Below are 14,052 nucleotides of genomic sequence, written 5' to 3'. Positions count from 1 at the left end.
CAAAAGGGAGTGCTTTTTTGTTTGCATAGAAAAAGCCCTGTTCCTCAAACTGAGGACAGGACTCTTTTTCGTTTCTTATTCTTCTGTTCCAAGGAAGTTTTTAGCAACAAGAGCTGCAAGAACACCACCTACGATTGGTGCAAGAATGAAAATCCATACTTGTTGAAGAGCAGCACCACCTACCAAGACAGCAGGCGCTAAGCTACGAGCTGGGTTCACTGAAAGTCCAGTGATGTTCAATCCCACAAGGATCATAGCTGTCAATGACAAACCAATCACCAAACCAGCAATCGCACCATTTCCCTTGCTTTCTGAAGTCACGGTCATGATCACTAAAACAAACAAGAAAGTTGCGATGATTTCAAACAGGAAACCACCAAAGACAGTTACACCGTTTGCCAAGGCATTTTCACCAAGACTAGCAGTTGACATGCCTGAGTTTGCCAAGAGGAAGAAGATCGCGCCTGACGCAAGGAAAGCTCCAACCACTTGTCCAAGGATGTAGTTGACAAGGTCTTTTGATGATAAGCGTTTGTTTACAAACATAGCGATTGAAACAGCTGGGTTCAGGTGAGCGCCTGAAACAGTTCCGATTGAGAAAGCTGCTACCACGATTGCCAAGCCAAATGCCAAAGCAATTCCTAGGTGTCCAAGACCTTCAACACCATTTCCAAAAACAACAGCTCCTGTTCCGATGAACACAAGCATGAATGTACCGATTAATTCAGCAACAAATTTTTTCATTTTCTATCTCCTTTTTAAAAAAATCTATGTATTAGTCTATCAAAACAAACAGGTGGATTCAAGAAAAGTGCTCTGAACATATATTTTGGCTGGAATATCCTTTGTTTATTACAGGAAAAATAGAGTAAATGGTCTATCTCCCAGTTTTTTTGTTGGAAAATATAGTTTTTAGGTTATAATAGGAAGAAGGTAAATTACAAGGTATAGAAAGGTCGCTGTTTATGCTTGAGTCATTATCGCAGTTTGGCTTTATTTTGATGGTTTTTACTCCGTTTATTGCGGTGCCAATTTTCTGTTTCTTTGTGGGCTGGATGATTCCTAGGTCGCAAATAACGGAAAAAAGCATCATGGCTGTATTAAGCTTTGTCCTTTTTTGCTTGGTTTTGATTTCATATTATGCTCCTCAACTGTTGGGAATGTTTTTTTGGGGTCTTATCTGGTTCTTTATTGGCCTCCTACGTGCTAAAAATTATAGTAAGTCACAGTTCTGGATAAGGTGGCTTATATTTAGCGTCTGTTTTACAATCTATATTTTGGTTTATCTATATTTCTTTAAACTTTTTTAAAAATTTAGCTTCAAATTTCATTTTAGGAACAGATTTATTGAATCATGTAAAAACAGACTGAGACAAAAATGTCTCAGTCTTGTTTTTTTACTCCCCCAACTCCTCACTGTAAGCAATAATCTGATCAACTGTATCGGACAAGAACTGGATGGTGTCGCGCAGTGGTTTGTCTGTCGAAATATCTGCTCCAATAATCATTGCTGACTCAAGAGGAGTCTTGCTGCCGCCAGATTTGAGCAGTTCAAGCCAGTCACGGGCACCATTTTCGTCATTTTTCAGATGTAGGTAGCCGGCGGTAGAGATGACCAGACCAGCTGAGTAAGTATAGCTGTAAAGTCCCATGTAGTAGTGGGCTTGACGCATCCAAGTCAGGGCAGCATCGTCATCAATCTCAACGGCATCGCCCCAGAAGTCCGTCAAGACTTCTTTCATGATAGCGTTGAGTTTGCTTGCGCCGAAGGTTCCGCCTTCTTCAATCAAAGTATAGACCTTGCGTTGGAAGGCAGCTTCCAGCAAGTGAGTAATGAAGTTGTGGAAGTAGGTATCCGTCAGACGGTGAGCCAGAGCAAAGCGTTTCTGGCGAGGGTTGTCAAACTGGCGCTCCAGATAATCACTGAGCAGGAGCTCATTAAAGGTAGACGGTGCTTCCACATAGTAGGTAGACATGTGGGCGTTGAAATAGCTTTGGTGATTGTCAGAGAAGATAAACTGACCAGAGTGGCCAATTTCGTGAATCAGAGTATAGACATCACTCATACGTCCAGTCCAGCTCATGAGGACATAAGGGTGAATCCGATAAGGATCAGCAGCATAGCCTCCAGAGTCCTTTCCGGCATTGGCCGCAAAGTCGACCCAGCGTTCTTCCTTATAGCGGGCAACTTCTTGACAATACTCTTGTCCGAGTGGCTCGACTGACTTCATGACGAGGTCGTAGGCATCGTCAATGGTGACTTCGGGATTGAGCTCGCTGTCCAAGTCCAGCTTCCAGTCGGCAAAGGTCATTTTTTCAAGTCCGTTTACCTTGGCGACATGCTTGAGGTATTTCTGAGCTACTGGTGCAAATTCGCTCATAATCAAGTCAATCTGCCGGTCAAACATAGAGCGATCAACTTCTTGCTCAGCTAGCAAGTAGTCAAAGACAGAGTCATAGCCCTTCATGTCAGCCAGTAATTTTTCAGACTTAACCTGAGCCAGATAGGCAGCAGCGGCAGTATTTTGATGTTGACGAAGTCCTTCTGAGAAAGAGCGGAAAGCTTTTTCGCGGATTTCTGCATTTTCATGGTTTTGATAGAAATTCTCATAAGTGACAAAGCTGTTTTTGTAAACTTTACCGTCTACTTCAAAGTCAGCCATAGCAAAGTCGCCAGCCCGCATCTTGGTGTAAATATCCTGTGGACTGTAAAAGACTTCACCTAGGTTGGTCAAGGCTTTTTCGACATCCGCTCCCAGATAGTGGGCTTTTTTGATTTTAGCTTGGCGAATAGCTGAGGTCAAATGGGGCTCTTGACCTAGTTTTTCTAAGACAGCTTCATCTGCACCGACCAGGGCGTCGTCAAAGAAGCTGAGTGCGACATTGGCCTCGGTCTCAAACTCCATAGCTGCTTGGGCAATCTGCGCAAAGTTCTCGTCGCCAAAGTCAGTGGTCTGTGGCATAAAACCGTAGTTACCGATGTGGCTGATTTGGATATAAATCTGCTCTAGTTCAGCAAAAGCCCGCTCAAAATCTTCGAAAGTGCTGAGCTTGCCTTGGTAATCACGGACGAATTTCTGGATGTCCTCTTTAGCCTTTTCGATGGCCCGGAGGAAGTCCTCTTGGTCTTGGTAAAGGGCCGTTAGGTCCCAGAGTTCATTTTCCGGGAATTCAGAACGATGTTTTTGTTCCATAGTCTACTCCTTTTGATTAAATAACTATATTCAGTATAGCAAAAATTCCTTCAGAATGCCTTGCTTATAGGAAAAAATTAGGGAAATATGATTTCAGCAGCCTGCTTAGAAAAAAGAAAAATGGATTTTCAGTACTTTTATAGAAAAAAGCTATTTCCATCCTTTTTCTTTTGGCTGAAATTGTGGTAAAATAGGGTCTGTACGTGCTTGATACAAAGATGAGGATATAAGAAGCTACTAAGACTATGAAATTAAAGTCAAAGTGCTAACAGAACACGTCCTATGGGTTGCTTAAGGGCGTAGTATCTTGATCTTTGTAGCCAACACGTATGAAAAAATTGAGCATGTGCTCGGCAAGGAGTCTTTATGACAAAACAAGTTTTTAAAACCGTTTTTGCAGGTCGTGAGCTGGTAGTTGAAACCGGTCAGGTTGCAAAGCAGGCAAATGGCAGCGCCGTTGTTCGATATGGAGAAAGTACCGTTTTAACTGCGGCAACCATGTCCAAAAAGATGGCTACTGGTGACTTTTTCCCGTTGCAGGTCAACTATGAGGAAAAAATGTATGCGGCTGGGAAATATCCTGGTGGCTTTAACAAACGTGAAGGCCGTCCATCAACAGATGCGACTTTGACTGCCCGCTTGATTGACCGTCCGATTCGTCCTATGTTTGCAGAAGGTTTCCGCAATGAAGTTCAGGTTATCAATACTGTTCTTTCTTATGATGAAGATGCTTCGCCTCAAATGGCTGCTATGTTTGGTAGCTCTCTGGCTCTTTCTATCTCAGATATTCCTTTTAATGGCCCTATCGCAGGAGTTCAGGTCGGCTATGTAGATGGTGAATTTATCATCAACCCTAGCAAGGAACAAAAAGAAGTTTCACTTTTGGAACTGACAGTGGCTGGTACCAAAGATGCTATCAACATGGTAGAATCCGGAGCCAAGGAACTTTCTGAAGACATCATGCTGGAAGCTCTTCTCAAAGGGCACGAAGCGGTCAAAGAATTGATTGCCTTCCAGGAAGAAATTGTCGCAGCAGTCGGCAAGGAAAAAGCAGAAGTAGAATTACTGCATGTTGATGAGGAGCTGCAGGCAGAGATTGTCGCAGCCTATAACAGCGACTTGCAAAAGGCTGTTCAGGTAGAAGAAAAGTTGGCGCGTGAAGCAGCAACTCAGGCTGTCAAAGACCAAGTCACAGCAGTCTACGAAGAAAAATATGCGGACCACGAAGAATTTGACCGTATCATGCGTGATGTGGCTGAAATCTTGGAGCAAATGGAGCATGCGGAAGTGCGTCGTTTGATTACCGAAGATAAGGTCCGTCCTGACGGTCGTAAGGTTGATGAAATCCGTCCGCTGGATGCGGAAGTGGATTACCTGCCGCGCGTGCATGGTTCTGGTCTCTTTACTCGTGGGCAAACCCAAGCCTTGTCTGTTCTGACTCTGGCACCAATGGGCGAAACGCAAATCGTGGACGGCTTGGATCCGGAATACAAGAAACGCTTCATGCACCACTATAATTTCCCGCAATATTCTGTCGGGGAAACAGGTCGTTACGGTGCGCCAGGTCGTCGTGAAATCGGACACGGTGCTCTTGGGGAACGTGCCTTGGAGCAAGTCTTGCCTAGCTTGGAAGAATTTCCTTACGCTATCCGTTTGGTAGCAGAAGTCTTGGAATCAAACGGTTCTTCCTCACAGGCCTCTATCTGTGCGGGTACGTTGGCTCTGATGGCCGGTGGTGTGCCGATTAAGGCACCGGTTGCCGGAATTGCCATGGGCTTGATTTCAGATGGCAGCAACTATACGGTTCTGACGGACATTCAAGGTTTGGAAGACCATTTTGGTGATATGGACTTTAAGGTGGCTGGTACACGTGACGGGATTACCGCTCTCCAAATGGATATCAAGATTGAAGGAATTACAGCGGAAATCCTGACAGAAGCTCTTGCTCAGGCTAAGAAAGCCCGCTTTGAAATCCTGGACTTGATTGAAGCGACTATTCCAGCTCCACGTCCTGAGTTGGCTCCAACTGCTCCGAAAATCGATACCATCAAGATTGATGTGGACAAGATCAAGATTGTCATCGGTAAGGGTGGCGAAACTATCGACAAGATCATCGCTGAGACCGGCGTTAAGATTGACATTGATGAAGAGGGGAATGTATCGATCTACTCTAGCGATCAATCGGCTATTAACCGTGCCAAAGAAATCATTGCTGGTTTGGTTCGTGAAGCTAAAGTGGATGAAGTTTACCATGCCAAGGTTGTTCGGATTGAGAAATTCGGTGCCTTTGTCAACCTCTTTGACAAGACCGATGCCCTCGTTCACATCTCTGAAATGGCTTGGACTCGAACCAACAATGTCGAAGACTTGGTACAAATTGGTGATTTTGTCGATGTTAAGGTCATTAAAATTGACGAAAAAGGCCGTGTAGATGCCTCTATGAAAGCTCTCTTGCCACGTCCGCCTAAGCCTGACAAGCCAAAGAGAGACCACGATAAACATCAGGAAAAAGGGCATTTTCATAAGAAACATGAAGAAGCCCCTAAAGCTAAATCAGAAGAATAATGAAAAGGGAGTGATCAGGCTCAATTACCTTACAAAGTTTCTTTGTGTAGGGCCTGCTCCCTTATTTTACCTAATGAAAGGAGAAGAAGATGGGCTGGTGGAAAGAAGCCATTGAGATTGTAAAAGAAAATGATCCGGCTGCTCGTACTTCGCTGGAAGTCATCCTGACTTATCCAGGTGTCAAGGCCTTGGCAGCCCACCGTCTTTCTCATTTCCTCTGGAAGAGAGGTTTTAAGCTACTGGCACGCATGCACAGCCAATTTTGGCGCTTCTGGACTCAGATTGAGATTCATCCAGGTGCTCAGATTGAGTCAGGTGTTTTCATTGACCATGGTGGTGGATTGGTTATCGGTGAAACGGCCATCGTGGAAAAGGGTGCGCTTCTGTATCACGGCGTGACCTTAGGCGGTACTGGTAAGGATACAGGGAAACGACATCCGACTGTGCGTCGGGGTGCCTTGGTCTCTGCTCATGCTCAAGTCATTGGCCCAGTTGAAATTGGTGAAAATGCCAAAGTTGGAGCTGGAGCAGTTGTTGTGGCCGATGTGCCTAGTGATGTAACCGTAGTTGGTATCCCGGCTAAGATCGTGCGTGTTCATGGTCAGAAAGATGAGCCAACCATCCACGAGGTGGAAGAACAGCGAGAATATTATCTGGACAAGCTGGAGCATGCCCGCGAAGCCAGCCACCATTCGTCGGAGCTCTAAGAAAGACTTGTTTTGAACAGTAACAAGACATCTTACGGAGGTCTTGTCAAGGAATGCTTTAGCAAACTGTAACCCAATAGAAAAGATGAAAGAGGCTTTGCTGAAGTCCTAAAGAAAGAGAAGTTATGTTATTATAGGAATTCGAAGATGTAGCTGGGGTTATTGAGCCAACAGATAGGCAGATTATGGACAAGGGTGAGGTTTGTGAAACTATCATCCTGTCCTTTAATGGCGAAATTCTGAAACGTTTGATTGAGTCAGAAAAAGTCTATCAAGGAGGCTATTTAAAAAATCTTAACGGTCAATTCCCTTGGTATGTATATAATTATGATGGAAATCAAGTTGCGGTCATGACTGCGCTTATTGGAGCTCCATCAGTGATTGGCCAACTGGAGGAGTTGGCGGCCAGAGGCTTCAAGAATTTCATCATTCTAGGTTCCTGTGGCGTTTTGGACCGCTCAATTGAGGCGGATAAGATTATCCTGCCGGCTGCGGCATTGCGAGATGAAGGCACTAGCCATCACTATGCCCCACCGGGTGACGAAATCTCCTATGATGAATCCCTGTTGATAAAGCTGGAATCCATCTTTGACAAGCACGATATTGAGCATATCCGCACCAAGTCGTGGACGACTGATGCCTTTTATCGGGAAACGCCTGATAAGGTCAAGCGTCGCTTGGCTGCCGGTGCCCAAGTGGTGGACATGGAAGCTTCAGCTATCATGGCTTGGAGCCAATTTCGCAAGACCAAGGTCTATCAATTCTTCTACACAGCTGACTATGTGGATCATCATAACCGAATCTGGGATGCCCGCCATGAAGAGCGGACAGCTGATGCCATGACTTTTTTCACTATCGCTTTGACAATAGCAAAGGAACTAGAAAGGTAACTACAAGAATGGCAGTATATTTTTACGGCTGTATCACCATGGATGGCTACTTGGCAGACAGCCAGCACAGGATAGACTGGCTGCATCAGCTTGGTTCTGTAGAGGATACAGGCTATGATGACTTTTACAGGCAAATGGATATCACCATCATGGGCAAGCGGACCTTTGAGGAAATCCAAGATTTGCAAGATGTAGAAAGTTTTTATCAAGCTACGAAAAACTATGTCTTTACGCATGATAGGCACCTGCCTGTCAGCAATTACCAGCCAGTAGCTGGGGATGTGGTGGACTTTGTTCACCAGATTGACAAAGGCAAAAATGTCTTTGTGATTGGTGGTAATTCCTTGGTAGGACCGCTCTTGGATGCGGATCTTTTCGACCACCTCATTATTCAGATAGCGCCCCTTATCCTAGGAAAGGGGGTACCCCTCTTTACCCAAGAGGAAGGGCAGCGCTTTTACCAACTGGATAGCCTCAGACAATTTGGCCCTTTTGCAGAGCTGGTTTTCAGCCGAAAAAGTCAGAAATAGAGAAGGGAGTGGACCGCATGATTAAAATTTACGACACCATGACCCGCAGCCTACGTGAATTTGTGCCCATTGAAGAGGGCAAGGTTCGCATGTATGTCTGCGGTCCGACGGTTTATAACTATATCCATGTCGGCAATGCCCGCTCAACAGTAGCTTTTGACACAGTTCGTCGCTATTTTGAGTATCGGGGGTTTGAGGTCAACTATATTTCCAATTTTACAGATGTAGATGATAAGATTATCCATCGCGCCAAGGAAGAAGGCATCACACCAAAAGAAGTGGCTGATAAGTATATCGCAGCTTTTCGTGAGGATGTCTCAGCTCTGGGTGTAAAACCTGCGACTCGTCATCCGCGGGTGGTGGAGTTTATGGCTGACATCATCCGCTTTGTGCAGGACTTGGTGGACAAAGGCTACGCCTATGAGTCAGAGGGCGATGTCTACTTCCGCGTCGAAAAGTCTCGTGATTATGCCAAATTAGCCAACAAAACTTTGGCAGACTTGGAGTTGGGTGCTTCTGGTCGGACAGATGAGGAGACTGCTCGTAAGGAAAATCCGGTGGATTTTGCTCTCTGGAAGGCGGCCAAGCCAGGCGAGATTTTCTGGGACAGTCCTTGGGGAGCAGGCCGTCCGGGCTGGCACATCGAGTGCTCGGTCATGTCAACGGAGATTTTGGGTGATACCATTGATATCCACGGTGGAGGAGCAGACCTAGAGTTTCCTCACCATACCAATGAAATCGCCCAGTCGGAGGCCAAGACTGGCCAGACTTTTGCCAACTACTGGATGCACAATGGCTTTGTTAACATCGACGACGTCAAGATGTCCAAATCTCTAGGTAATTTTATCACTGTTCATGATGCCCTCAAGACCATTGATGGTCAGGTGCTGCGTTTTTTCTTTGCGACCCAGCATTACCGCAAGCCGATTAATTTCACAGAAAAAGCTGTTCATGATGCAGCAACCAATCTCAAGTATTTGAAAAATACCTATGGGCAGCCTTTCACTGGTCAGGCAGACTCTGCTCAGCTTCAGAGTTTTCTGGACAAGTTCACCGCTGCTATGGACGAAGATTTCAATGCTGCTAACGGTATCACGGTTGTCTTCGAGTTAGCCAAGTGGATCAACTCTGGCAATTACACCGCTGAAGTTAAGGCAGCCTTTGCCAAGCTCTTAGAAGTTTTTGGTATCGTCTTTGTAGAAGAAGTCCTGGATGCGGACATTGAGCGCTTGATTGAGGAACGCCAAATGGCGCGTACTAATCGGGACTTTGCGACTGCGGATCGTATTCGGGATGAATTGGCCGCTCAGGGCATCAAGCTTTTGGATACTAAGGACGGAGTGAGGTGGACATGTGACTGATGTCAACCTGATTAACGGCATTGCCCTCGCCTTTGAGGGAGATGCTGTCTACTCCATGTATATCCGGCGGCACCTGATTTTTCAGGGTCTGACCAAGCCCAATCAGCTGCACAGGGAAGCGACTAAGTACGTTTCTGCCAAGGCTCAGGCTAATCTCATCTCTCTCATGATAGAAGAAGGGATTCTGACGGAGAAGGAAGAGGATATCTACAAGCGCGGCCGCAATGCCAACAGCCACACCAAGGCTAAGAATACAGATATCGTCACCTATCGGATGTCTACCGGCTTTGAGGCAGTCATGGGTTACCTGCATATGACCGAAGCTATTGAGCGACTGGAAGAGCTGATTGACTGGTGTATTCGGAAGATAGAGGCTTCGTTTTGATTCACTACTATCTTATTTATTATGAGATAGAATTCTTTTACTAACAACCACTAGGATTTAAGAAATTTATATATCAAAGACGAGTTTTACATAAAGCTCGTTTTTTGATGCTCCTATATAAACAAGCATGTTGTCTACAGAAAAACTGGAAAATTTTATAGAAGATTGAGTTTGAAACTTTAAATGTATTATTGGATAAAAAGTAGGAGATCGAAATTTATTTTCAGAAAAGTATTGACATGTTTTCTGAAAAGGAGTAGAATGGCTCATGTTTTAAAGGAGGAACTTATGTTTGCCAAGTTAAAAGGCTTTTTTATTGGACGTCCATTAAAATCTGGAAAAGAGGGCGAAGATGGCCATTTACTAACCAAGATGCAAGCCTTGGCCATGCTCTCCAGTGACGCTTTATCTTCGATTGCTTATGGACCAGAGCAGGTTGTTTTGGTCTTGACTTCTGTTTCTGTTGGTGCCATTTGGTGGTCGCTTCCCATAGGAATTGTTGTATTGATTCTATTAGCGAGTTTAACGATTTCCTATCGTCAGGTTATTCATGCTTATCCTCAAGGAGGAGGAGCTTATATGGTGACGACAGAAAACCTCTCTCCTACGGCAGGTTTAATCGCTGGTGGAAGCTTGCTGGTAGATTACATGTTGACAGTAGCCGTTTCGGTCGCTTCTGGAGCGGACGCAATTACCTCTGCGATTCCCGTCTTACATCCTTACAATCTACATATTTCCATTTTCTTAGTTCTTTTGTTGATGCTAATGAATCTCCGAGGATTAAAAGAATCGGCCACTTCCTTGATGATTCCTGTCTATCTTTTTATTGTAAGCACCTTGCTATTGATTGGTTTCGGTTTTTTGCAAATCCTGACAGGAAATCTAGACTATCACGCAACTGCGCGGATTGGTAGTCCGATTGCTGGAGTCAGTTTAATCTTGCTGCTTCGTGCCTTCACCAGTGGCTCTGCTTCCTTGACAGGAGTGGAAGCTATTTCCAATTCGGTTCCCTTTTTCAAGAAACCAAAAGCTCATAATGCCGCAGCTACCCTATCGATTATGGCTTTAATTCTAGGTATCATGTTTGCGGGTATTACCTTCTTGAATTATTGGATCGGCATCGTGCCTGTCAAAGGTGTAACGACTCTGGCTCAGATGGCGCAAGCGATTTTAGGAACTTCTCCCCTTGGTCGTATCTTGTTCTATGTTTTCCAATTGTCAACTGCTTTGATTTTAGCAGTGGCAGCCAATACAGGCTTTTCAGCCTTTCCCATGCTTTCCTACAATATGGCTAAGAACAAATACATGCCACATATGTACATGGAAAAAGGAGATCGGCTCAGCTATTCTAATGGCATTTTCACTTTGGCTTTTGGTGCCATTGCTCTTTTGTTTATCTTTAAGGGAAATACAGAACGCTTGATTCCCCTGTACACGATTGGTGTATTCGTACCCTTTGCTCTCTCCCAGACTGGTATGGTTGTCCATTGGAAGAAAAAATATGGAAATAATTTCTTGAAGCATTCGATTGCGAATATCCTTGGTGCGATCATTTGTTACGGGATTGTCCTTATCTTACTCTTGTTCCGTCTTCAAGATATTTGGCCTTTCTTTCCTATTATCATCGTCTTGACTTGGCTGTTCTTGTCTATCAAGCAGCACTATAATAGAGTCGCTAAACAGTTGAGATTGCATGACCACATTGAGCGTCAGAACTACACTGGTAATACAGTAATTGTCCTAGTCGGGAATGTTACCCGAGTCAGTGTAGGAGCGATGAGCTATGCTCGCAGTATCGGAGATGAAGTCGTAGCAATGCACGTTTCAACAGCAGAAACTGCTGAAAAAGATGCTGAAGTCGCCGAGGAATTTGCTGACTACTTCCCAGATATTCGCTTTGAGACAGTTACGACTAGCTATCGCAATATCATCAGTCCGACAGTTCAGTATGTGATTAAAGTAGCCAAGCGAGCCAAAAAAGAAGGAAGAACAGTGACAGTCCTAGTACCTCAGTTCATACCTAAAAAGAGATGGCAAAATGTCTTGCATAACCAGATGAGTTTAAAATTAAAATACTATTTGAAATGGTATGAGGATGTCGTGGTCGCAAGTTATTCATATCACTTAAAAGAATGAGCGAATGCCTTTACTGAATGAGAAAAAGGAGTTGAAGATTTTTCAACTCCTTTTATTATTTATTGGAAATAGCATAAAGTTAATTTGTCTGTACTTTTTGGTAATTTTGATAAAATTCTACCTTGATCTTAATAAAAGTCTCCAAGTCTCGTAAAAGTTGCAGAAGTGTAGCGCGGGTTTCAAATTCTTGCCGAGTCTTAGGAAGCGGGCGTTCGCGAAAGACAGCCAAGCAGGTTTCGATTTCTTCAACTAGTTCGTGAGCAGGATTTTCTTGACTAAGTTGCTGGGCTGTCTTGGAGAAAAGACGTGCTAAAATCAAGCTCTCGCTGGCTGCCAATTGGCAATTGTTGATATTTCCTGCCATATCTTCTAAAATGCGATTCTGCGCCTGCCGCATTTCAAAATAGTGAATGTGGTAGTTGGTCTGATGAAAGAGATGGTTGGAATGGTCCAGATAGACCAGTGCTAAGGCTTCTTGAAGGATAGTATCCAGTTCCTTGATTAGAGTTGCATCGTTTCGACCGTCTCCAGCTTTTAAGAAATATTCAAAACGTAGTAGAATTTTTTTCAGTTGCTCTTCAACTTGAATATGATAGTTTTCAATATCTTGTTGGTTCGAAGCCATATATAGATTAGCTAGGAGAGCGAATCCCGTTCCAATGAGGAAGACCGCCATTTCATTGGCTAAAAGAGACCAAGAAACAGAATGGGCTAGCAGCAGATGGGTAACCAAAACTGTACTAGGGGTGATACCTATTTCCCAGCCAAAGAGATAAGCTAAGGGGACGTATAGCAGGATATAAATCCCTAAGCTCCAAAGGTTAAATCCTAGAAGGATGAAAGATAAGCTCCCGATGGCTAGTGCTAAAATAGTAGACAAGAGGCGGTTGCGGGCTAGTTTGATAGTGCTTCTGCGGGTGTCAGAAACACTGAGGATAGCAATAATACCGGCTGATATAGCATTGCTTAAACCTAAAAAAGCAGCTAGAGCCGCAGCAAGACATGTTGCAAGAGCTAGTTTGATGGTACGTTGGAGGAGAGGCATAAGCTTCTTTCTATTTCATAAAGTTTTATCTATTATATCACATGATTAGTCGTAGACATGTGAGAACAAATATGTCAATGTATAAATTGAAGGAAGACGCTGTTTTATAGATGCTCAAAAAGATAGTAGGAAGGCTAGGGGGTGAAAAGTCGGATGGCCTAGGTGAAATTTTTTTGACTAGACGGCAAATTTATCGTACAATAGAAAGTAGCGAAAAAATGCCTGGCTAAATGCCTGTGTAATCTTAAGGAGAATAACTTTGGAATTAGAAGTATTTGCAGGACAAGAAAAAAGTGAGCTTTCGATGATTGAGGTAGCACGTGCCATCTTAGAATTGCGCGGGCGTGACCATGAAATGTATTTCGATGAGCTTGTCAATGAAATTCAAAATTATCTGGAAAAATCAAATAGCGAGATCCGAGAAGCGCTGCCTCTATTTTATACAGAGCTGAATGTAGATGGCAGCTTCATTCCACTTGGTGACAATAAATGGGGTCTTCGTTCTTGGTATGCGATTGACGAAGTCGATGAAGAAATCATCGCTTTGGAAGAAACGGACGAGGAAGACGAGCCTAAGAAACGCAAGAAAAAACGTGTTAATGCCTTTATGGACGGCGACGAAGATGCAATTGATTACAGCGATGATGATCCTGAAGATGAGGACTCTTATGAAGAGGATCCAGCTCTTTCATACGATGAAGACAATCCAGATGATGAAAAGAGTGAGGTTGAAGCCTACGATGCTGAAATCAATGAAATAGCTCCAGATGACCTCGGCGAAGAAGTTGAGTTAAATGAAGAAGACGATGAATATTCCGACGATGATCAGGATGTTGAAGACGAAGAATAATATCCAGAAAACAACTGCTTTTTGAAGCAGTTGTTTTTGCGTTCTAACATGTCTTAAAAAGTCTCTGAGATGTCATAAATATTTTCGTTGATTACCAGTTGGGGGATAAAATAGACAGGATAGGGACAGGAGGCCTGAGGGAAGAGTTTTTCTTGTAGAATCATATTATCAAAGAAAAAGGAGATAACATGAACTTCAAGGAACGCTATGAGAAAGTGCAGTGGATCGTCTGGCGCTGTGCACGAGATTATTATGTACATTTATGGGAGAGTAGTGACTGGGAACAAGAGGGTATGCTGGTTTATCACCAGCTGGAAGAAAGTCATCCAGATATCAGTCAAGATGAAGGCCGCCTCTATCGTTACTTCAAGACAAAATTTCGGAATCAT

12 protein-coding genes and 1 pseudogene are annotated in these 14,052 nt (G+C 44.0%); 10 read left to right on the top strand and 3 right to left on the bottom strand.

Features of this window, described 5'->3' with window-relative positions:
* Positions 1-75: 75 nt before the first annotated feature.
* Positions 76-744, bottom strand: a complete 669-nt coding sequence (locus D8797_RS07370; protein WP_125379901.1) for an MIP/aquaporin family protein — start codon at positions 742-744, stop codon at positions 76-78.
* Positions 745-965: 221 nt separating this feature from the next.
* Between D8797_RS07370 and D8797_RS10430 the strand changes: the two genes are divergently transcribed.
* On the top strand, positions 966-1,310 hold the full coding sequence (locus tag D8797_RS10430) for a hypothetical protein (RefSeq protein ID WP_045497799.1): 345 nt from the start codon (positions 966-968) through the stop codon (positions 1,308-1,310).
* Positions 1,311-1,397: 87 nt separating this feature from the next.
* Here D8797_RS10430 and pepF read toward each other — a convergent pair whose 3' ends face one another.
* The gene (pepF, locus tag D8797_RS07360; protein WP_125379899.1) at positions 1,398-3,194 is read right to left on the bottom strand and encodes an oligoendopeptidase F; all 1,797 of its coding nucleotides are present in this window, start codon (positions 3,192-3,194) and stop codon (positions 1,398-1,400) included.
* A 366-nt stretch (positions 3,195-3,560) separates the two neighbouring features.
* Here pepF and pnp point away from each other — a divergent pair, with 366 nt between their 5' ends.
* The 7 genes from pnp to kimA all read left to right on the top strand — a co-directional run bounded on the left by pnp (position 3,561) and on the right by kimA (position 11,768).
* A complete protein-coding gene (gene pnp, locus D8797_RS07355) occupies positions 3,561-5,759 on the top strand; it encodes a polyribonucleotide nucleotidyltransferase (RefSeq protein WP_125379897.1) in 2,199 nt (732 codons plus the stop codon).
* A gap of 89 nt (positions 5,760-5,848) precedes the next feature.
* Positions 5,849-6,466 (top strand): serine O-acetyltransferase, encoded by a 618-nt coding sequence (cysE, locus tag D8797_RS07350; RefSeq protein WP_005591130.1) that lies wholly within the window; start codon positions 5,849-5,851, stop codon positions 6,464-6,466.
* A 185-nt stretch (positions 6,467-6,651) separates the two neighbouring features.
* On the top strand, positions 6,652-7,356 hold the full coding sequence (locus D8797_RS07345; RefSeq protein ID WP_260471219.1) for a nucleoside phosphorylase: 705 nt from the start codon (positions 6,652-6,654) through the stop codon (positions 7,354-7,356).
* 8 nt (positions 7,357-7,364) lie between these two features.
* Positions 7,365-7,886, top strand: a complete 522-nt coding sequence (locus tag D8797_RS07340) for a dihydrofolate reductase family protein (RefSeq protein WP_125379895.1) — start codon at positions 7,365-7,367, stop codon at positions 7,884-7,886.
* Positions 7,887-7,903: 17 nt separating this feature from the next.
* Positions 7,904-9,247 (top strand): cysteine--tRNA ligase, encoded by a 1,344-nt coding sequence (cysS, locus tag D8797_RS07335; RefSeq protein WP_125379893.1) that lies wholly within the window; start codon positions 7,904-7,906, stop codon positions 9,245-9,247.
* Positions 9,240-9,632, top strand: coding sequence for a Mini-ribonuclease 3 (locus tag D8797_RS07330; RefSeq protein WP_125379891.1), 393 nt, complete (start codon positions 9,240-9,242; stop codon positions 9,630-9,632). The genes cysS and D8797_RS07330 overlap by 8 nt, the downstream gene beginning before the upstream one ends.
* A 288-nt stretch (positions 9,633-9,920) precedes the next feature.
* Complete coding sequence (gene kimA, locus D8797_RS07325; protein WP_125379889.1) at positions 9,921-11,768, top strand: potassium transporter KimA; 1,848 nt, start codon at positions 9,921-9,923, stop codon at positions 11,766-11,768.
* A 79-nt stretch (positions 11,769-11,847) separates the two neighbouring features.
* Here the strand turns inward: kimA and D8797_RS07320 are convergent, their stop codons facing one another.
* Positions 11,848-12,813, bottom strand: a complete 966-nt coding sequence (locus D8797_RS07320) for an aromatic acid exporter family protein (protein WP_125379887.1) — start codon at positions 12,811-12,813, stop codon at positions 11,848-11,850.
* Between the two features lie 259 nt (positions 12,814-13,072).
* Between D8797_RS07320 and rpoE the strand changes: the two genes are divergently transcribed.
* Both rpoE and D8797_RS07310 read left to right on the top strand, forming a co-directional pair.
* Positions 13,073-13,663: a DNA-directed RNA polymerase subunit delta gene (gene rpoE / locus D8797_RS07315; protein WP_015604416.1), complete on the top strand. Its 591-nt coding sequence runs from the start codon at positions 13,073-13,075 to the stop codon at positions 13,661-13,663.
* A gap of 188 nt (positions 13,664-13,851) precedes the next feature.
* Positions 13,852-14,052 (top strand): annotated as a pseudogene (locus D8797_RS07310) (sigma-70 family RNA polymerase sigma factor); the annotation flags it as partial.

The organism is Streptococcus cristatus (assembly GCF_003944225.1).
Lineage (GTDB): Bacteria > Bacillota > Bacilli > Lactobacillales > Streptococcaceae > Streptococcus > Streptococcus cristatus_K.
The sequence above is the reverse complement of the archived record's forward strand: the minus strand, read 5'-3'. Positions and strand labels throughout refer to the sequence as shown.